At 69.3% G+C, this 18,596-nt stretch carries 27 protein-coding genes; 8 read left to right on the top strand and 19 right to left on the bottom strand.

Annotated features, from left to right (window positions below; all coding sequences use genetic code 11):
- Positions 1–5: 5 nt before the first annotated feature.
- Positions 6–995 carry an NAD(P)/FAD-dependent oxidoreductase gene (locus G3M57_RS09160; RefSeq protein WP_056752548.1) on the bottom strand — a complete coding sequence of 330 codons (990 nt, stop codon included), beginning with the start codon at positions 993–995 and terminating at the stop codon, positions 6–8.
- 181 nt (positions 996–1,176) lie between these two features.
- On the opposite strand from G3M57_RS09160, the gene G3M57_RS09155 reads away from it, so the two are divergent.
- The 6 genes from G3M57_RS09155 (at position 1,177) to G3M57_RS09130 (ending at position 3,694) form a co-directional block, all read left to right on the top strand.
- The gene (locus G3M57_RS09155; RefSeq protein ID WP_056752546.1) at positions 1,177–1,599 is read left to right on the top strand and encodes a helix-turn-helix domain-containing protein; all 423 of its coding nucleotides are present in this window, start codon (positions 1,177–1,179) and stop codon (positions 1,597–1,599) included.
- A 195-nt stretch (positions 1,600–1,794) separates the two neighbouring features.
- Positions 1,795–1,938, top strand: a complete 144-nt coding sequence (locus G3M57_RS09150) for a hypothetical protein (RefSeq protein WP_156402117.1) — start codon at positions 1,795–1,797, stop codon at positions 1,936–1,938.
- A 287-nt stretch (positions 1,939–2,225) separates the two neighbouring features.
- Positions 2,226–2,888: a ParA family protein gene (locus G3M57_RS09145; RefSeq protein ID WP_163230117.1), complete on the top strand. Its 663-nt coding sequence runs from the start codon at positions 2,226–2,228 to the stop codon at positions 2,886–2,888.
- Positions 2,888–3,142, top strand: coding sequence for a hypothetical protein (locus G3M57_RS09140; protein ID WP_163230115.1), 255 nt, complete (start codon positions 2,888–2,890; stop codon positions 3,140–3,142). The genes G3M57_RS09145 and G3M57_RS09140 overlap by 1 nt, the downstream gene beginning before the upstream one ends.
- A gap of 69 nt (positions 3,143–3,211) precedes the next feature.
- A complete protein-coding gene (locus G3M57_RS09135; RefSeq protein WP_163230113.1) occupies positions 3,212–3,478 on the top strand; it encodes a hypothetical protein in 267 nt (88 codons plus the stop codon).
- Between the two features lie 3 nt (positions 3,479–3,481).
- The gene (locus tag G3M57_RS09130; protein WP_163230111.1) at positions 3,482–3,694 is read left to right on the top strand and encodes a hypothetical protein; all 213 of its coding nucleotides are present in this window, start codon (positions 3,482–3,484) and stop codon (positions 3,692–3,694) included.
- 16 nt (positions 3,695–3,710) lie between these two features.
- Here G3M57_RS09130 and G3M57_RS09125 read toward each other — a convergent pair whose 3' ends face one another.
- Positions 3,711–3,989 carry a hypothetical protein gene (locus tag G3M57_RS09125; protein WP_163230109.1) on the bottom strand — a complete coding sequence of 93 codons (279 nt, stop codon included), beginning with the start codon at positions 3,987–3,989 and terminating at the stop codon, positions 3,711–3,713.
- An 80-nt stretch (positions 3,990–4,069) separates the two neighbouring features.
- On the opposite strand from G3M57_RS09125, the gene G3M57_RS09120 reads away from it, so the two are divergent.
- Entirely contained in the window at positions 4,070–4,261 is a 192-nt protein-coding gene (locus tag G3M57_RS09120) for a hypothetical protein (RefSeq protein ID WP_163230107.1), read from the top strand.
- Complete coding sequence (locus tag G3M57_RS09115; protein WP_163230105.1) at positions 4,261–4,848, top strand: SOS response-associated peptidase family protein; 588 nt, start codon at positions 4,261–4,263, stop codon at positions 4,846–4,848. The genes G3M57_RS09120 and G3M57_RS09115 overlap by 1 nt, the downstream gene beginning before the upstream one ends.
- A gap of 102 nt (positions 4,849–4,950) precedes the next feature.
- Here G3M57_RS09115 and G3M57_RS09110 read toward each other — a convergent pair whose 3' ends face one another.
- From G3M57_RS09110 to G3M57_RS09030, 17 genes are all read right to left on the bottom strand, one after another.
- Entirely contained in the window at positions 4,951–5,145 is a 195-nt protein-coding gene (locus tag G3M57_RS09110) for a hypothetical protein (protein WP_163230103.1), read from the bottom strand.
- Positions 5,146–5,170: 25 nt separating this feature from the next.
- Positions 5,171–5,560: a hypothetical protein gene (locus G3M57_RS09105; RefSeq protein ID WP_163230101.1), complete on the bottom strand. Its 390-nt coding sequence runs from the start codon at positions 5,558–5,560 to the stop codon at positions 5,171–5,173.
- Positions 5,557–5,925 carry a tlde1 domain-containing protein gene (locus G3M57_RS09100; protein ID WP_163230099.1) on the bottom strand — a complete coding sequence of 123 codons (369 nt, stop codon included), beginning with the start codon at positions 5,923–5,925 and terminating at the stop codon, positions 5,557–5,559. Before G3M57_RS09100 ends, G3M57_RS09105 begins: the two co-directional genes overlap by 4 nt.
- Positions 5,922–6,230: a hypothetical protein gene (locus G3M57_RS09095; protein WP_163230097.1), complete on the bottom strand. Its 309-nt coding sequence runs from the start codon at positions 6,228–6,230 to the stop codon at positions 5,922–5,924. The genes G3M57_RS09100 and G3M57_RS09095 overlap by 4 nt, the downstream gene beginning before the upstream one ends.
- Positions 6,227–6,595, bottom strand: a complete 369-nt coding sequence (locus tag G3M57_RS09090; protein WP_163230095.1) for a hypothetical protein — start codon at positions 6,593–6,595, stop codon at positions 6,227–6,229. Before G3M57_RS09090 ends, G3M57_RS09095 begins: the two co-directional genes overlap by 4 nt.
- 70 nt (positions 6,596–6,665) lie before the next feature.
- Positions 6,666–6,917: a hypothetical protein gene (locus G3M57_RS09085; protein ID WP_163230093.1), complete on the bottom strand. Its 252-nt coding sequence runs from the start codon at positions 6,915–6,917 to the stop codon at positions 6,666–6,668.
- Entirely contained in the window at positions 6,914–8,743 is a 1,830-nt protein-coding gene (locus G3M57_RS09080; RefSeq protein WP_163230091.1) for a hypothetical protein, read from the bottom strand. Before G3M57_RS09080 ends, G3M57_RS09085 begins: the two co-directional genes overlap by 4 nt.
- A gap of 93 nt (positions 8,744–8,836) precedes the next feature.
- The gene (locus G3M57_RS27140; protein WP_208789664.1) at positions 8,837–12,088 is read right to left on the bottom strand and encodes a lytic transglycosylase domain-containing protein; all 3,252 of its coding nucleotides are present in this window, start codon (positions 12,086–12,088) and stop codon (positions 8,837–8,839) included.
- A complete protein-coding gene (locus tag G3M57_RS09070; protein WP_163230089.1) occupies positions 12,085–13,590 on the bottom strand; it encodes a hypothetical protein in 1,506 nt (501 codons plus the stop codon). The genes G3M57_RS27140 and G3M57_RS09070 overlap by 4 nt, the downstream gene beginning before the upstream one ends.
- A gap of 20 nt (positions 13,591–13,610) precedes the next feature.
- A complete protein-coding gene (locus G3M57_RS09065) occupies positions 13,611–14,162 on the bottom strand; it encodes a hypothetical protein (protein ID WP_163230087.1) in 552 nt (183 codons plus the stop codon).
- A complete protein-coding gene (locus G3M57_RS09060) occupies positions 14,159–14,533 on the bottom strand; it encodes a hypothetical protein (protein ID WP_188916274.1) in 375 nt (124 codons plus the stop codon). The genes G3M57_RS09065 and G3M57_RS09060 overlap by 4 nt, the downstream gene beginning before the upstream one ends.
- Entirely contained in the window at positions 14,518–14,730 is a 213-nt protein-coding gene (locus G3M57_RS09055; protein ID WP_163230083.1) for a hypothetical protein, read from the bottom strand. Before G3M57_RS09055 ends, G3M57_RS09060 begins: the two co-directional genes overlap by 16 nt.
- Complete coding sequence (locus G3M57_RS09050) at positions 14,727–16,196, bottom strand: hypothetical protein (RefSeq protein ID WP_163230081.1); 1,470 nt, start codon at positions 16,194–16,196, stop codon at positions 14,727–14,729. Before G3M57_RS09050 ends, G3M57_RS09055 begins: the two co-directional genes overlap by 4 nt.
- Complete coding sequence (locus G3M57_RS09045) at positions 16,196–16,918, bottom strand: hypothetical protein (RefSeq protein WP_163230079.1); 723 nt, start codon at positions 16,916–16,918, stop codon at positions 16,196–16,198. The genes G3M57_RS09050 and G3M57_RS09045 overlap by 1 nt, the downstream gene beginning before the upstream one ends.
- Before the next feature lies 1 nt (position 16,919).
- Entirely contained in the window at positions 16,920–17,537 is a 618-nt protein-coding gene (locus G3M57_RS09040) for a phage adaptor protein (RefSeq protein ID WP_163230077.1), read from the bottom strand.
- Positions 17,538–17,540: 3 nt separating this feature from the next.
- Positions 17,541–18,182, bottom strand: a complete 642-nt coding sequence (locus G3M57_RS09035) for a glycosyltransferase family 2 protein (RefSeq protein WP_163230075.1) — start codon at positions 18,180–18,182, stop codon at positions 17,541–17,543.
- A 41-nt stretch (positions 18,183–18,223) separates the two neighbouring features.
- Entirely contained in the window at positions 18,224–18,556 is a 333-nt protein-coding gene (locus G3M57_RS09030; protein WP_163230073.1) for a hypothetical protein, read from the bottom strand.
- Between the last annotated feature and the right edge of the window lie 40 nt (positions 18,557–18,596).

The following is an 18,596-nucleotide window of genomic DNA, read 5'->3' as shown; positions in this document are numbered from 1 at the left end:
GCGGCTCAGGTCCTCGAGAAGCGCCGCGCGTCCAGCGACGTGGCGTCCGAACCTGGGTGATCACCCTTCAGATACGCCGCGACCAGATCGGCCACAAGCGGGGCCAGCAGCCAGCCGTTACGGCGGGCGCCGACCGCCAGCATCACGCCCGGCGTCGCGCTCCAGCCCACCAGGGGCAGGCCATCGGGCGTGGCGGCCCGCACGCCCACCTCGGTGGTCATCCGCGCCTCGGCCAGTTCCGGACGCAGGCGGATCGCCGCCGCGCGCAGGGCCGCCGTCGCCGAGGGATCAACCGCCAGGTCGGCCCGGCCCGCCTCCATGGTCGCGCCGATCGCCGGCCGATCGCCGGGGCAGACATAGACCCCCTCGCCCCGGATCACCGGCCCGCTCGAAGGTCCGCGGTCGGCGCGCAGGATCTGGCCCTTGATCGGGGTCAGCGCCGCCAGTTCCGGGGCCAAGCCGCCGGCGTCGCCCGCGCCGGTCGCCAGAACGACGGCCGAAAAGGCCGGCAGGTCGTCGGCCGCTAAGGCGCGGGCCGCAAAGCGTCCGCCCAGGGCCTCGAAACCGATTCGCAGGGCCGCCAGGGCCGGCCGCGCCTCGACCCGCCAGTCCTCGGCGTCCACCAGGGCGCCGTCTAGCCGCTGGAACGGCGCGCCCAGGGCCTCAAGGCGGGCGGCGATACCGGCCAGCCAGGCCGCCTCGCCCTCGACCCTCAGGCCGTCCCGCAGGATCGGCAGGTCCAGCCCCGCCGTAAAGGCCGGCCAGCGGTCGCGGGCCCGCCTCAGCAGGGCCAGGTGCGGGGTCGAGACGGGATCGAACACCGCCTCGGCGAGCGGCGCCAGCATGCCGGCCGCCACGCCGGACGCATTGTCGCCGGGGGAATTGGGGTCGAAAAGCGTGACGTCGAACCCGGCGCGCACCAGGGTCAGCGCCACGGCCGATCCGATCGCGCCGGCGCCGGCCACCGCCACCCGCACGCGCAGCTTGGTCTCCATGGGCGGCAAACACCCTTGCTCGCGCCAAACGTCAAGCCCGCCGGCCCATTTTGCGGGCTCAACGGATGTGTCAGACGCGTGACTAAGGCGGCGGCATGGGTCTATTCTGCGTTAACCAAGCTGGACCACACGCTTTCGAATAGAGGGCGGGCGCGCGGTCGCTGGGAGGAACGTGACGCGGATGACCGACAAACTCCCTTCCGACATGGCCCACCCCGTCGATCTCTATGTGGGCGCCCGGCTTCGGATTCGGCGAAAGGTGCTGGGTCTCAGCCAGACCCAGCTTGCCGAGGCCCTGGGCATCACCTTCCAGCAGATCCAGAAGTACGAGCGCGGCGCCAATCGCATCAGCGCCTCCAAACTCTACGAGGCCGCGCGGCTGCTGCAGTCGCCGGTGTCCTATTTCTTCGAAGGCCTGGACGAGACCAGGCGGGACGACCTCGACGACGGCTTCGCCCAGCGCATGACCCAGTTCGTGGCCACGCCGGAGGGCTTGGAGCTGGCGGGGCTGTTCCCACGGCTGAACGATCGCCGCCTGCGCCGGCGGGTCGTCGACCTGGTCAAGGCGATGGTCGACGACGAGCCGGCCGCGGCCGCGCCCTAGAGCAAGCTTCGCGATACGGGAATCGCGCGGCGAGATCCCGGTTTTCGCTGTCGCATCGCCCTCACGGAAGACCGGGGCCCACTTTTCCACGCGGCGCGGTAGCGGCGCTGTGCCGCATTTCGCAAGCGCCCGTTCAAGCGCAGCCTCCAGACCAGGGAGCAGGCGCGCAAAGTCGCGTTAGTCGGGAGCGTAGGCGTGAAATTGTCCTCGGGGGCGGCCGCCGTCCGCATTCGGTACTGGTGGCAGGCCCATCCGATGGCCGGCCTGCTGGCGGGTTGGATCGCCATCGCCCTGATCGGCTGGCGCGTCTGGGCCGCCCTGCACGGGCGTCACGCCTAGTCTCCGCCCCGCAACGAAAAAGCCCCAGGCGGAACCCGGGGCTTTACAGCGTCCTGCGATGGTACCAGCTCTCGGGCTCGAACCGAGGACCTCTAGATCCACAATCTAGGGAATGTTCTACGATATTCGTCGGTTGCTTTCCGACGAGTGCAACGACGGCCCTAGAGCCCCCTTCCGGGGCCCTCGCCGTCTCCAACCCCTTCACCAGCGACCAGGCCCACCTTCCGTCCCCACGGGTGCACCATTGCACCGGTGCACGGCTGCACGCCTGAACCAAGGAGCACGCCATGATCATCATCGCCGTAGCCATGCAGAAGGGCGGGGTCGGTAAATCCACCCTGGCCAAGTCCCTGTCCGTCGCCTCGGCCAGGGACGGGCTGATGGTCCTAGCCCTGGACATGGACACCCAGCAGTCGATGACGCGCTGGGGGCGACGCCGGCGCGGCGACCAGCTGCCGGCGGTGCGGTTCACCACGGAGTTGGACCTTGAGGCCAATCTCGACCTGGCGCGCGAGGCCGGCTGCGACGTGGTCTTCATCGACACGCCGCCGGCGAAGAGCAGCGAGGCGTTCCTCGCGGTCCAGAAAGCCGACTTGGTGCTGATCCCCTGCACCCCCGATATCGAATCGTTCGAGCAGTTGCCGACGACCGTTCTCGCGGCCCGCGCGCTGGGGACCCGGGCCCTGGCCGTCCTCAACATGGTCACGCCTAACAGCACCAGCGAAGTCGACCTGGCGCGCACGATGTTCGCCAAGGCCGGCGTCGAGATGGTCGACCAGGTCCTGCACCGGCTGAAGATCCACAAGGACGCCAGCGTCCAGGGCAAGGCGGCCCAGGAGGTCACGGTGATCAGCAAGGGCTCAACGGAGATCTCCGCCCTCTGGAAGAGCCTCGCCGCACACCTGCACCTGTGCACCGGTGCACCGGTGCACCACGCGGGAGCGGCGTGATGGAGGCGAAGGCGAAGCGATTCCTGCAGGCGATCGAAGCCGGCGATGAGCCGCCAGCGCCGGCGGCGTCGGCGGCGGCGCCTGGCGCCAAGCGAGTGCGTGGAACCCACATCGGCGGCCATTTCGATCGGGAGTTCGTCCGGAGGTTCGCGCTCCTGAAGATCGAGCTCGAGCTCGATACCTCGCAGCTGATCAAGCGCGCGATCGACGAGCTGGAGGCGCGCGAGAAGGCGAAGCGAGCCTTCGGCGCATGACAGACGCCTGCGATAGGAGACTTCGCCGCATTGACTCGCCGGGGACCGGAATTAGAACATTAGCGGAACATGCCCCGCAATGAGAACCTTCCCGGTGTCCCCCTCGGTCAGCTCCTCGGCGAAGCCAACCTGCTGCTGATCTGCCTGCACTGCCAGTGGCGCGAGACCTACGATCTGCAGAAGGTGATCAGCCAGCTGCAGGCCCGCGGCGTGAACGGCCCGCTCATCGGGATCTGCGACGCCAGGCACCATGTCCGCCAGACATGCCCTCGATGCGGAAGCCAGAAATGGGAGACCCGGCCGGACTACGGTCCCTATGTCCCGCCCGCGACCTGACCCATGGCGCACATCTGGCCGACGCTACGCCGGATCAAGAGCGATCTGACGATCACCTGCCGCCGATGCGGAAATCGGCAGGTCTGGCCGCGGGCTCAGGCGATCCAGGTCCTCGGGGGCGAAACCTTGCCCCACCAGATCCGCGGGAAGATCCGCTGCGACCTCTGTGGCGCCCGTGGCCGCGACGGCTTCATCGACACCGACGCCAGGATGTAGCCGGCGCTAGCGGTCGTCAGCCGTGCTCGGCCGGCGTCACGGGCTCGAACTCTCCGACGTCACGCTGCAGGTCGACCCGGGCGACCACCCGGCTCTCGAATTCGCGGGAGACCAGGACCCGAACGCCGCGATAGCGGATGCCCCGGCCGATCGTCGTCATCTCCGTCTTCAGCAGGTTGCCGACGAAGTGGTCCGGATGCAGGAAGATCGCACCGGGCAGCTGGCTTTCGTCGCCCGTCTTCGCCGCCTCGGCCGCCATGGCGTCGATCAGCTGATCAATCTCGAGAAAGGTCATGCCGGCGGCATAGCTGAGTCGGACCGCTCTCGCGCCGCGTCACGTTGCCCAGACACGCCTCATCCCGCTAGGGTTGCCCCATGACCGAGAACAAGAACCCCAAGCCGAGTCGGGAACCGGACGCCGAAGAGCATGGCCAAGGCGCGCCTCCGGACGAGGTCAAGGCGCGAGCTGAAGGCGCCTATTTCGCGGAGCTGTTCATCGACGCGCTTGGAGATCCCGAGCACGCGCCGCTCGGCTGGTGGCATCTGAAACTCTGGGACGGGCCCTGATGTGCAACCTCTATAGCCTCAAGACCGGCGACCTCTTCGCCACCTGGAACAAGGTCCTGAAGCTGCCCGTCGTCTGGGACGGTCAGGCGTCCAACTTCGAGCCCCGCCCTGAGATCAAGATGACGGAGGCCGCACCGATCGTGCGGCATGTCGGCGACCAGGCCGTGGTTTCGATGACGAAGTGGGGCTGGCCAGGCCCGAAGGGGCCCGTCTTCAACTTCCGCTCCGACGATCGCGACTTCTCCGGCAGCGACCGCGTCCTGATCCCGGCCGACGCCTTCTATGAGTTCACCGCGCCGCAGCCTGGTCAGAAGCGAAAGACGCGCTGGAAATTCACGATGGCCGACAACCCGCTGTTTTGGATCGCCGGCATCGTCAAGAACGGCTGCTGGACCATGCTGACGACTGAGCCTGGTCCGGACATCGTCCCCTACCACGACCGCCAGGTGGTCCTGTTGTCGGCCGAGGGCGGCCGCGATTGGCTGGATCTGACGCGGCCGCAGCCAGAGATCCTCGCGCCCGCGCCGGCGGGCACGTTGCACGTCGTGCGGGACTTCCCTCCCGAGCCGGAGCCCAGCTTGGTGTGACCGCCGAAACGAAAAACGCCCCCCGGCCGAGGCCGAGGGGCGTTCTTCAGGGCGGATGTGGCGTGTCAGAGCGCAGCCATATTCTCAGTCTGAGCAGAAGGGTCAACCCTCCTTGGGGCAGCTTTCCGCCTTGGCGAGCTCCGCCCGGGCGGTGACGCCGGCGTCGTGGTCGACCAGCTGGGCCACCCAGGTCATGAACGCATCGAACGCGGTCTTCTCCGCCGGCGTCTCGGGTTGAACCAGATCGGCCGAGGCGGGCATCGCCGGCGACGCCGGCACATCCGCGCAGATCCGCACGTCGACGGCCCTGGGCGGCGGGATCTCAGCGGGTCGGGGCGCCGGTCGCGTCGCGCAGCAGGTCAAAGCCAACGCTGCGGCGCACAGGGCAATGTGCTTCGTCATAGATCGGATCCTTGGAGACGATGGTCTGGATGGCGCCGGCCGATCGGCGCGCGGCCGCGACGCGGGCGTCGCAGGCCAGGGCGGCCAGGTTGGTGGCGGTGATCGCCCGCTGCCCCTCGTCCGCACGCTTGCTCGAAGCGCTTCGATAGCTGGCCTCCCAAGCGCCGGCGGCCTTCAGGTACTCGCCGGCGCTCGAGCGCCATCGGTCCCGGTCCTTGGTCAGGGAGGAGACCTCAACCCGGGCGCCGACCAGGCCGACCAGGAGGACGACCAGGAACGCGCCGATCGCGCCGTAGAGGGCGTTCTTCATTCGGTGACCTCGAGCATCTTGTCGGCGCTCTGCGCGATCATCGTCCGGATCGTGGGGCCCAGGATGATGCAGCCGTGGCTGGCGTCGTCGACGCGGTTGTTGCCGTGGATCCGGAACAGCGTGCGCCCGTGGGCGTCATGGCCGACCGGGTCCAGGTTCATGCAGATCGGGCCCAGGTTGGCGTTCTTGTAGGCGGGGCCGATCCGCCAGAGCCCGCGAGGAATCGGACCCGTGGCGACGACCGCTTCCATGACCGGGTTGTTCCGGCCGGCTTCCTTGGTCTTGCCGGCGCCGGAATAGCCCCTGGCCACGACGCGGCCCGCCTGACGCAGCTCGCCGGTGCTTTGCGAGTACGACCAGGTCATCGGCGCGGGCCCAGGACCTGGCCGCCGATCGAGCGCCGGCGGAAGAGCTTCACCAGCTCGACCACGCCGTAGATATCGACGAGCAGGACGCCGATCGCCGACCAGGCCGGCGGCTGCAGTCGGCCGACCAGGACGGAGATCGCGAGGATCGCCATCACCGCGGCCGCCAGGTCGATCAGCGCCAGGGTCGAAAAGCGCGCGCCGGGGAACGCGGTCCCCTCTTCGCCCAGGAGGCGGGCGCGCAAGACGAACGACGCCACGCCGACCAGGCACAGCATCGCGATGACCAGGACGAGCCAGCTCATGGCAGGACTCCTTTGATTTTACGGGAAGCCCACCCGGCCAGGCGCGTCCTGGCCGTCGGGTCGGCGACGAGGATCGCCACGAGCACGCCGATCGCCACGCCGGCGGTCAGGGCGTCGACCTGCAGGGGCAGGCCCAGGTACTTGGCGACGACCTGGTTGACGAAGGTCGCCGCCCACGGCGCCGACAGCGAGCCGGCGGCGAAGGCGGCGATCGCGGCCAGCGCTTTTTCGACGCACGCCCGGGCGAGCGTCCGCGCGCCCGGCGGCGGGTCGGCGAATACGACCGGCACCAAGGCCATGCCGCACCAGATGACGCTCACGATGAACGCCGCGAGCCCGGCCAGCAGCCGGTCTTTATCCAGCATGGCCGGACTCCTTTATGTGTGAAAACTTCTCGCCGGCACGCGCAAAGGCGTCGCCGCGGAGGCGACCTCGCTAGGAAGCGGAAGCCGCAACGGCAGATGCGGCCAGGGCCAGGCTCGCAAACTCACCCAGGCAGTTCGTCGCCCGCCCCAAGCTCGGCTGGCCCTTGAAGGCGAGCCAAGTGCTGGACGGGCCCTGCACGGCCTTGACGTCCCTGCAGCGAACCGTACCGAGGAACTCGAGGTCATCGGCGCCGATCACGTCATGGAGCTCGAAGCTGGGGCTCATGGCCGACCAGCGGCTGGTTCGCGTGGAATAGGTCACAGCGTGCTCCCTCCCTCTTCATAGCGACACGCGCCGCCCTCCCCGCGAAACTGCCAGGTGATGTCCGAGCCGCTCGAGGAGGTGAAACTCAGCTTGATCGTCACGCGGCTGTCCTCAATGAGCGTCGAGAATGCCAGGAAGCTAGGGCCGGGCGCGGGGGGATCGACAAAGCCCAAGGCGGCGATCTCGGTCACGACCACGTTCGTGCCGTCGTGGCGAATGCTGAAGACGGCGCGGCGCTGGCCGCGCCCAACGCCGCCGACCAGGCCCTCGGCGTGCACCGTGCAGACCGTGGAGTGATTGGGCGCCATGGTGACGCGGCAGACGTCGACAGTGTGGGCGTCCGCGGTGAACGCGTTGCTGAAGTTGCCCGAGGTCGCTTCATGGAAGCCGTAACCCTCCAGGCGAGAGCCGCGCAGGTCGTTAGGCAGGCCCCTGGCGATGTTGATCCCGCCGCCGAGGGCTGATGGCCTGATATTGGCGCCGAACACGAAGACCGGCTGGGGGTCGTAGAAGACGGCGAGCTCGGCCCTCGCGTCGATCTGGGTCAGGGTGGAGATGCTGACGTTGACCCGGTAGTTCAGGCCGCCGTCGACGGAAATGCAGGCCGCCTGCAAGCCAGTGACGTGGCCGTCGAAGATCACGTCGCCGGCGACGTCACCGGGCTCCCCGTCGATGCGCACGTAAGCCGGCACACCCACCAGCTCGGCGCCGTACGGCCCGATCGGGAAGTCGAGCTCGCCTTTGCAGTCGCGATAGGTCCAGCCAGTGCCAGACCCGCGGGTGTGGTGCACCAGGTGGCGGCCGTTCTCCCCCAGGGGATGGTTATAGGCCCGGCACGACTGCACCGTGCCCCAGTTCAGATAGGTCTCGTTGCCGAACGGGCCGGGGAAGGTCCCGACCTTGTTGCGGAACAGCGTGTAGCAGCCGTAGGAGGCCAGGTTGAGAAAGACGGGATAGAGCGCATAGGTCCCCTCGCCGACGTACTCGAGGGCGGCGCTGTTGCGATTGAGCGCCGTGGTCTCATTGAAGAAGGCGACGTTCTTCACCGTCGGCGCGAAGATCACCCCGCCGCCGTTGAACGACATGCGGATCATCGGCGCATTGATGCCGTTCGCCCGCAGCGTGCCGCACCCATCGATGTTGAAATAGCCGTCCACGTCGATCGTACCGTCGATCGGCCCGATGCCGTGCGGGATCCAGAGCGTCTTGCCTTCGTCGGCGCAGCGCTGGGCGATGGCCTGATAGTTGACGCGGTTCACCGAGGGCGACGCGTTGACCGCGACGTCGCCCAGGGAAAGGTAGCCGTCGTCGCCCAGGGCCTCGCGGACCTCCTCGCCGTTGGCCGAGGGCAGGACCGTCGTCATGAAGACCGAGACGGGCACGGTGACGCCGTTGGCGCCGCGGGGGCCGACCAACTCGACCGAGACGTCGCAACCGCCCACGATGACCTCGATGTCGCCCTCGCAGCCACACACGGCCGCGCCGACCGGCTGCACCTTGAACAGGCCGCCGGCGAGCTTCTCCGTCAGGTCCACCGACGTCAGGAAGAGATCGTACTGCAGCAGGCTGGGCTCGGTCGGGACGCTGGCCTGGGGGAGCGCATCGATGTCGGCCGCCTCGACGTGGACCTCTAGCCGTTGCCCGTCGAAGGCGGCGAAGGAGCCGTTCGCCGTCGGCGTGCTGGTCACGGTCAGCAGGGTCGCCCCGCCCCGGCTGGCGTAGACCACCAGGCGCGCGGTGTAGCCGGTCACGTCCAGGGCGGCCGGGAACGCGTAGGCGTACGCCAGATCGGCGCCGCGAGCGGCGCTCAACGAGCAGGTCATGTGGGGGACTCACGAAAAAGCCCAACGCGGCAAGCCGGCTGGGCTGAAAAGGTCGGAGTTGGAGTCGGGCGAGGTCGGCCCGAGCGGAGCGGGCTAGCGCCGCTCCTTGCGCTCGCCTGAAGGAACCGCGGGACGGGCCAGATCCAATCGGCCATAGCGGTCAGCCGGCGTGGCCTTGGGCTTGCCCTTCAGGTGCTGCAGAAGGAGCCTCATCGTGTCGCCGTCGCCGTAGAGGGCCTCGGCGAGCAGCTTGTTGGCGGCCGGGTCGCTGAGCACGTCCTGGGTCTTCATCGCCTCGGTCTTGAAGATCTTGCGCGTGACGCCCTTGATCGCCGCGCCCGGGTTGCCGGTAACGGCGGTGAAGCCCGCGTCGGCCAGGTCGCCGGCGTCCAGTCCATCCTGCCCGGTGATATCGGCCTGCGCCTGGCGCCGGAAGGTCTGGGACCCGCTGTTCACCTGGTTGAAGCGCTCCTGCATCTTCACTTCGCGCGTCGCGTTGGCGATGAACTGTTCGTAGGCCTTCTGGCCCTTGAAGGCCAAGCGCACGCGGTCCTGGAACTCATCCGAGCGCAGGACGTCGCGCATGGTCTTGACCCCGCCGCCGGCGCGCACCTTGGCGACCAGGGCCTCCCCCACGCCTTTGCGGTAGTGGTCCTTGGAGGTCTTGGACATCTTCGCCCAAGTGTCGGCCAGCTGCTCGGACTGCATGTCGAACTTCGGCGAAAAGAGATCCCGCCCGAGCTTCAGGGCATGCAGATCGGCGCTGCGCTCGCTCCAGACCTGCATCGCGGCGGCATAGTCCGGATCGGTCGCGCGCAAGGCCTCGCCCAGATCGTGACGGGTTTTCTGCCCGGCCCTGCCGGCCGCCGTCGCTTCCAGTTCCAGCTTTCCCGTCACCGGGTTTCGGAATTTCTCAAGGGCCTCGTCCAGACCCATCTTGACGTAGTGCAGGGTCTCCAGCGTCGGATTGGTGACGTGCACCAGGTCGTCGTCGCCCGGGGCCGGGGCGTGCCCCTGCTCGCGGGCGAAGGCCTCGTTGCGGGCGATGTCGTCGCGCAACTGGCCCAGGGCGGCCGAGGCCTGCTTGGGCGTGGCGGTGCGAGGATCCACGCCGGCCTCGCGTAGCCGGCGTTCCAGCTCATCGAGGCGCGCGGCCCGGCCGGGATCGTTCGAGGCGCGGGCGTAGCGGGGCTTGCCCGCCAGTTCCTGGTCGATGGCGTCGTAGAGGTCCTGGGCGGTCACCCGGGTCATGTTGTCGGCGCTGTTCATGCGGCCGGCGACCTTCTCGGGGAAGTAGCCGGCCTCGAACAGCTTCTGGGCCATGGCCTCGTCGCTGAGACCGTCAGGCCGCAGCAGTTTGGCCACGAACGGGCGCTTTTGATGCCAGATGTCCAGATCCTTGGCGCGCAGCTCGCCGCCGAAGTCCTTCAGCCCGCCGTTCTTGGACACGAACTCCAGCAGCCCGGGGCCCTGGCTCGGCGCCTTCTTGCCGGTGCGCAGAGCGGCCAGGTCCTCGGCCGAGACCTCTTCCGGCGGCGCGGGCCTGGTGACGCGGCCCTCGACGGCGGATCCACGCTGCAGGCCCAGCTCCTCGGGCACGCGGCCATCCTGGCGGGCGAGATCGTAGGCTTTTTCCATCGCCCCCTTCGGAAGCCGCGCGACGATCGGCCGGAAGACCCTCTCAAAATGGTCGGCGTCCACCGGCTTGGGAAAGGCCAGTTCGAAGTGGGGCTTTGCCTCCTCGGCGCGGCGGATGATCAGGTCGTTCCTGGTCTTGAAATACTCGTCCGACCCGCCCAAAGCGCTGTCGGCGACCTTCTTGATGCGGTCCGGCGCGGTCGCCGAGCGCTGCGTCAGACGCTCGATCCCGAAATCGCGGCCAGGACCCGGGATCTGCCCGGCGTGCTCGGCCAGGCCGACCAGGTTCTCGCCGGCGATCTCGAACGGCATGGTGTGTGGCGAGCGGGCCAACAGGTCGGTCAGGACCTGGTCATAGCTGCGACCGTCGCGCTCGAGGGCCTTGGCCAGAATCTTGAGAACACGAGCGTTCTTGCCCGTCAGGTTCAGGCCGGGCGCCGGCGCGCTCGGAGGCGGCGCCGGCGCGGCGATCGGCGCGGCCGCCGCCTGCGGCGGAGTAGCGCCAGGAGGTCTCCGACCCAAGTTCATGCGGTCGGCCAGGCCCTCGGCGGCGCGATCGCGCCCCAGCCCGCGCTTGAGCGCGCCGAGCAGGTCCAAGCCCTGCGGCGCGGCGGTCGACCCGGCGCGCGCCGCTTGCGCAGCCTCGGATGCCAGCCCAGCGCCGGCCAGGCCCTTGGCCGGGATGCCCGACGTCAGAGCAACACCCAGGTCGCCCTCAAGAGCCTGTGCGCCTTCTTCCTTTGAAAGCCGGCGTGGGCGCGCGAACGGGCCGCGCAGCAAGGCGGGAAGCCCCGATTCATAGATCGGCACATGCTCGGCGATCGCCTCGCTCGTCGGCCGCAGGACCGCGTGCATCAGGCCGCCGATCGGCGAGAGGGCCACGCCGGCGGCGTCGGCAACTACACCGCCCAGCTGCATGGCGTCTTTCAGGCCCAGCGGATCCGTCATGAACTGCCGCGCCGACTCCTTTCGCGTCTTCGGCCTGGTCGAGTCCTCGTAGTAGGCCTTGGAGTCGGTCTTCAGCTTGTCGATCGAGCCGCCGATGACGTCGGAGATGTCGCCCAGGAAGGTCTTCGGCCGATGCGTCGGCTCGGCCGGCGTCGTGCCGACCGGCGCGGCCGGCTCAGGGAACACGTCCGGGTCATAGCCCAGGCGTTCGCGCTGGCGCGCCAGGAATTCGGGGTTGGTGGAGCGGTCGATGTCGCCGATGTCGATCGAGCCGTCGGCGTTGCGACGCCCGGGCACGCCGCCGGCCGCCGGGGTCGCCGGCGCGACAGGGTCGCCGTCGCCCAGCCCGCCGAACACGTCCTGGTCATAGCCGGGATCCGGAGCAGCCGTCGGCGACGGCGCCGCGACCGTGCGAACATAGTCCTGCGTCTCGGCATAGGGCGGCACGCCGCCATAGCGCCGCACCGCGCCCGGGCCCGCGTTGTAGGCGGCGGCCGCCAGACGAGGATCCCCGCCGAAGCTGTCCAGCTGCTGCTTCATGTAGGTGACGCCTCCGCGGATGTTCTGGACGGGGTCGCTTGGATCCACGCCCAGCTGGCGCGCCGTCGCCGGCATCAGCTGCATCAGGCCGCGCGCGCCCTTGGGCGAGACCGCGCCCGGGTCGCCGCCGCTCTCCTTGCGCATCTGGCGCAGGACCAGGTGCGGATCCACGCCCTGGGCGATCGCCTCTTCGACGGCGAGCTGGCGGTAGTCGGTCATTGGGCGAACAGCGGGTGCTTGGCCGACCAGACCATCAGGTTCTCTTCGAACGAGCGCCCATGGTCATCCAGGGCGTCGATCCGGCCGTACTTGTTCTGCCAGCCACGGGCCGCCCGCGAGACGTCGCGGTCCCGGCCGGCCACGGCCTTGCCGTATTGGATCATCTGGCGGCGGCCGCCGGCGGACTGCCCCAGGCCCGGGATGGTCTTCTCCAGGAAGTCGCGGTCGGTGTTGGACACGCCCACGCCCAGGCTGCCGCCCATGGCTGTCAGCAGCATGTTGGCGCTGAGCGCCTGGGCCGCCTGGCGGTTGGGCAGGTCCTTGGGGACCAGGCCGCCCATGCCCAGCGAGTTCAGCGCCGAATAGATCTCGGTCGTCGTGCCCGACAGCTTGCCGCCTTCGAAGTCGCCCAGCAGCTTCTCGAGGCGGTCGAACTGGGCGATGCGGGTCGGCGCCGTGGCGCCCCGATCGACATAGCCCTTGAACTGGGCCGCGGCGTCCTTGGCGATCGAGCCCTGATAGTCGCGGTCACCCGGAGTTTGCGACACCCCCATGGCCGGCCGGCGCGGGGCGGCGCGAGCGCCAGGCGCGGGTGGCAGGCCCCCGGCCGGGACCGACAGGCCCTGCAAAGCCAGGTAGTCGGCCACGCTCATCTTGATCGAGGAGCCGTCCGGTTGGGGAACATCCATGATCTGGGTCAGCGCCCCGCCCAAGCCTCGGCCGGCGGCCTCGGCGTAGGCCCGCTCCCCGGGGGCCTGGGAGACGCCCACGTCCGGAGCCTGGCCCGTTTGGCGCAGGGCGATGTATTGCGAGCGGGGCATCTGGACCGTGCGGCCGTCGCGCAGCTGCACGGGGATGACATCGAGGTCGGCCTTGGCCCCCTCGGTGGCGGCCGCCGTCTGGCGCACCGCATCGACGTACCCGGGCGCCAGCGAGACTCCGTCGGCGCCGCCGACCTGGCCCTCGCCCAGCTTGGGAAACACCCGGCCGGCGTTCTTGGGATCGTACTTGTCGTAGGCCGCCCCGTTGGGCGCGATGTCGAACGAAGGTTTCACCTTGTCCAGCAGGTCGACCAGCTTGTCGACGCCGGGGACGCCGGCGAACTGGGCGGCCGCCAGGACCGGCGCGGCGTCGCGCAGGTTGGTCAGGCCGCCGATCGGCTGCGCGGCGGGCGCGGCCGCCGGCGCTGGAACGGGCGCCGCGGGCGGATTGGCCGCCAGCAGGGCCGGCACGCCGATGCGACCAGGTGCAGCCGCCGGCGGCGCCGCCGGCGCTGCTGGCGTGGCGGCGCCGGCCGCGCCCGGGATCAGCGCCTTCAGGAGCTGGTCCTGGATGCTGAGTTGGCGCTCGGAATTGATCTCGGCGGCCCGCTTGGCGCGCTCGCTGTCGATCGTGCTGGTGACGCTGTGGCCAGCCAGCAGGCCGTCCAGGATCCGCCAGCCCGAGGGCTTGTAGTCCTGCGCCTGGGCCACGCCGGCGGACGGCTTGAGCAGCGCTTGCATGATACCGGCCATCGTCGCCCTTACGCGTAGGTGTAGGAGCCCGACAGGCTCGTGGTCTTGCCCTTGGTCGTGCCGCTGCCCGTGGTCGTCTGGGCGCCCTGGACGCCGGCGAGCGACTGGTTGAGCAGCTGCTGCAGAAGAAGCGGAAACTGGTTGGCCGAGCTGTTCTCGCTGGCCGCGGCGCCCTGGGCCTGGGCGAAACCGGCCTGGCGCAGCTGGGCGAGGATCCCGGCCGAGGTCCGCTGGGCCGCCTCGTTGGTCTGGGCCTCGGCGACGCCGTGGCGCGATCCGCCAAATGCGCCGGCGGCCGCGGCGGCGTCGCCGGTGGCGTTGACGGCCATCTGGCGCTGACGCTCGAGGTCAGCCTGGGTCGTGTCGACCACGGCCTGGTCGTAGGGGTTCATCTGGGCCTGGATCTGGTCGGCGTCCAGGGTGTGATAGGGCGTGGCCGCGACCTGCTGGGCATGGGCGTAGTTGCCCGACTGCAGGGCGGCCGTCACCGGATCCAGGGAGGTGGTCTGGGTGCTGGTGCTCTTGGACTTGGAGGTCCCCTTGCTCGCGCCTACGGTCATGTCAGTTCCTTCACGCAGACTTCCCAGCCGAAGTCGTAGCCGTCGCTCTTGAGGACGCGAGCCCAGCCGCGGCGTCCCGCCGTGCTCGCCTTGGTGCAGCCCTGGGCGATCGAGACGCCCTCGATGTAGGCCCGCATCCGCTGCAGCTCTTCCAGGTCGCCGCCGCAGAGCCAGAAATGGACGACCTTGGCCCTGGGCAGCTCCACCAGCTCGGTGACAATGGCCGCGTTGGGCCCGGGCCAGAACGTCGCCTCGCCGGCGGCGATCGCCGCCTCGACGTCGTCGATGGTGTGGGTCCCGTGGCCGTATTCCAGGGCCGCTTCTATCCAGGGCCTGCAGCGGGCCCAATCGGAGGTCATAAGGCCGTCCATGTCAGGACTCCGGAAGCGACCGACAGGACGCCGCGTTGGCCGGTCACGCTGTCGGAGATGATCAGGCGCTCGGCGCCGACGATCTCGAGGTCCTGGCCGCGCTTGCGATTGAAGCGGTCGGCCTCCTCGATGATCCGCCGGGCCTGAGACTCGTTGCCTGCGTCGTAGGCGGCCGAGGGCTTGGGAAGCGGGGTCATCGCAGCCCCCCGGCAACGCCTTCGAAGCGGAAAGCGCCGACACGGAAGTCCACACCGTCGTCGGCCGTGTAACGAACGACGACCTGGCGCGCCGTCAGGCGGCAATCGGTGCGCTGGGAGAGGCTATAGGGCCCGTAGGCGGTCGCCGGGCCGTTCGGGTAGAACCGGCCGGTGAACGACACCTCGACCTGGCCCAGGGTGCGCTCGTCCGGGATGATCTCGCGGACGCAGAAGACGTTGTCGCCCTGCCCGATCTCGATCGGCCCGGTTTCGGCGAAGGGCCGGGCGCCGCCGTGGTTCAGACCGTTCTCGTGGTCCCAGATCCGGCCGACGTCATCGACCATCACCGGAAAGCGGTAGACGCCGCGGTCGGTGGCGGCCAGGCGTGTCAGCTCGCCCACGCTCCAGTGGTTTTCGCGATAGTTGCGGCTGACGTAACGGTCGATCTCGTCGCTGCCGGCGGACGGGTAGAACCACCAGATCTCGCCGAAGGCGGAGATGTGGACCGCGTGGATCTTGGAGGCCTGCAGCAGGTTGATGTCGGAGAACACCAGGTCATGCACGTCGCACTCGAGCGGCGAGACGAACCCGTTGTAGCTCCAAAAGCCGTTGGTGCTCATCCACTCGGCCTGGCTGTCGGTCACCACGGCGGCCGACTGGGAAATGATGCCGCAGCCCGAGCCTACCCGCGTGAAGCCATAGACCAGGGGCTGGCCAAGGAAGGACGCCAGCCAGACGTCGACGTCGGTGAACAGCAGCGTCCCGCCGGTGATCCGGCGGCCGCACATCAGCCGACCGACGGTCTGCAGTTCGAAGTCGCCGGCGTAATTGATCGCCGTGGACGTCCAGACGGTGTTGTTTTCGCGGTCGCACCAGGCCACGCGGCGCGGGTTGCCCGCGCCCAGGGCCATGATGATCCGGTCAGCGGTGACGACGATCGCCCGCGCCTCGGGAGAGTTGGTGATGCGCGCCGCCGGCGACGCGCTACCGGGCGGCCATTCGTAGATCTTCTGGTCAGAGGCCGTGCAGCCGACCAGGTTCTGGCCCCAGGTGTCGAGCGACCAGACGGTGGCGTCGATCACGTCGGACGTCGACGCGCGGGCCCGGCCGTAGACGCCCGTGCCATAGGCCAGGGACCCGTAGCCCCCGCCCAGGGAGGCGTCCGCCCTGCCCCCTTGGTAGCCGACCGGGGTGATGTCGGCCACGTGCCCGGACTTGGACATCGAATAGAGGCCGCTGTGCGTGCCGATCCCGGCCCACGCGGTGTTGGTGTTGGACTTCCAGGCGATGATCGCCCGCGCCTTTCCCGAGACCGTGGCCTCGGTGTGCAGCACCCAGCCGCCGACCGGCCGCTGTTCGCCCGAATACCAGCGCCAGAGGTTGGCGTTGATGAAGCGTCCCTTGCCCGAGTACGGCGTGCCGTTGGCGTAGACCCCCGGCGGAAGGTCGACGGTGACGTACGACATCAGAGCTTGATGCAGATCAGGGCGGCGACGTTGCGCCCGCGGGTTTCGCTCGCGATCCGCGGCACGCCGTGCGTTCCGTCGTCGATCGGGCCGCCCGTCTGGTTGATGAGGGTCGGGTTATCGCCCGCACCCGAGCCGGCGAAGCTGGCGCCGGAGCCGCCCTGACGCAGCCCGGGCAGCGACATGTAGAAGCCCTGGACAGCGTCCAGCTGCGAGGAGCCCAGGGTTCGGCCCGGATCGACGCCGCGGCCGTTGTCCCAGCCCCGATCACCCTCACCGCGTCGATCCGGCAGCGGGAACCGCTTGTTGGCCGCAAAGTCGGCCGCCGCGCTGGCGCCGCGCGTCGACGCCGAGCCCGCGGAGTCCTGGATGGGGAAGTCGGCATTGCTGAGCGCGCCCCAGAGCGCCGTGAACAGCGCCTGGGTGTCGGCGTGGGCCCGGGTAGTGGCTCCCGAGGCCGCGCTGCCGATGGTGCCGCCGTTGGCTGCCACCCACCCGGCCGGGGCCGTAGCCAGGTAGAACCGGTCTTCCTTGCCGGTCGGCGCGGCCGCGGTGACCAGGGCGTTGATGGTCGCGGCGACGGCGGCCGCGTCGGCGGTGTTCTTGACCGCCTTCAGCTGCGCATCGATTGCGTTGAAGAGCGTGGTCTGGATGTCGCCCCAGGTGTCGAAATCCTCGTCGACGTCCGGGATCTCCCAGCCGAAATTTGCCGTGGTGGCCATGTCAGCCGATCCTTTTGACGCGCGCGGCCGGCCGGCCGCCCACGGCCTGGCGCGAGCCGTCGAGATTGATGTCGCGGAGGACCTGGTCGAACGTCGCCACCCACATCGGCAGGCGATCGTCGTCCTTCAGGAAGGGCGCGGAATGGGCCAGCGCGCCGTAGAGGTAGGCGTCGGGATGCTCCTCCAGGAGCCAGTTGGTCCCGTTCTCCGCCAGCTTGGGCAGGCGTGCGCGGTAGCGGATCCGCGCCTGGTACTCACCGTCGGGCGTGGGCGAGAAGAAGAACTTCGAGCCCGAGATCGTGTAGTAGCGCGGCACGCCGGGCCCGCAGGCGGCGTCCAGGGCCACGTCGTCGAACTCCTCGACGTTGCGGAAGTCTAGGGCGCTGACCGGGTTGGTGTTGAGCCGGAACGACTCCACGCCGGCGAAGCCGCACGGCACCGCGTAGGACTCGGCGCTGATCGTGATCGTCTTCAGCTCGGTCATCTGCCGGCACTTGAGCCGGCGGTTGAGCGAGGCCTCGGCCAGGCCGATGAAATCCGGAATCCGAACGGTCAGGTCAGCGCGGTTGATCCAGTCGGCGATCGTCGCCTGCAGGGCCGCGTAGCTGGCGAACGACATCGCCTAGCCGGCCGCCTGGCGCTGGTCGCGGCTCAGGCCCTCGCGCCACTGCGCCTGGACCTCCTCGCGCACGACTTCGGCGTCCAGGTAGTCGTACTCGCGCAGGCCGATGTGCTTGACCTCCTTTGAGAGGTCATGGTCGATCATCGTGGCGAAACCGGCCTTGCGGGCCTGGTTGCAGAACCAGACGTCCTCGCCCCAGTGCCCGTCGATCGCCGGGATGTAGGGGATGAAGAACAGCGGCTTGGCCATCTGGGCCAGGACCTTGCAGTCGATGAGCATCAGGCCCATCCCGACGGCCGCGCACTCCTCCAGGCCCGTGCTGTCGGGCCGGGTGTAGAGCTTCTCGGCAGTGCTCAGCTGAGCGAACGCCACCGGCTCGGGCGGCGCGCGCCTGGTGCTGTAGTTGGCCGCGACGATCGGCTCCCCGTGCGCCAGCAGGCGCAGCAGGGCGTCGGCCGGGAAGCGCATGTCGCTGTCGATGAACAGCAGGTAGTCGGCACCGCAGGCCAGGGCTTCCTTGGCCAGCTTGTCGCGCTGGTCGCAGATCAGGGTCCCGGCCGAGAAGGTCAGGCGGATCTCGACGTCGGCGCTGACGGCCGTGCGGGCGACCAGCGTGGTGATCGCGTGCGCGAACCCGGTCATGACCGTGTCGCGGGCCGGGACGCCGATGAGGATTTTCGTGGTCAAAGGACACCTGGGCGCGTGCGGAAAACCGCGTTGTCGGGGTCGTTCAGCCAGCGCTTGAGGGCGACGGGATCACGGATGATCCCCTCGCGGGTCAGCTTGGCGTGGATGACGGCGGGGATGCGGGCGACGTGGGACTTGCCGTTGAGGGTCGCCCCGTCGCCGAAGCTGTCGCGGCCCGAGCTGAACTCGTTGAAGGCCGCCTTGTTGGCGTCGACGATCGCCGTGATGTCCTGGGTGGCCTCGAGCGTGAAGCCCTCGCCGTCGTCGGTGGCGTGAAACCACTCGGTGATCCCCGTGAAGGGGTCGTAGTCGAAGAACCGGCGGCTCATGGCCTCTCCGTCGAAAACGCGAAAGGGCGCCCTTTCGGAG

Origin of the sequence: Caulobacter rhizosphaerae, from assembly GCF_010977555.1 — a bacterium.
Classification (GTDB): domain Bacteria; phylum Pseudomonadota; class Alphaproteobacteria; order Caulobacterales; family Caulobacteraceae; genus Caulobacter; species Caulobacter rhizosphaerae.
The sequence above is the reverse complement of the archived record's forward strand: the minus strand, read 5'-3'. Positions and strand labels throughout refer to the sequence as shown.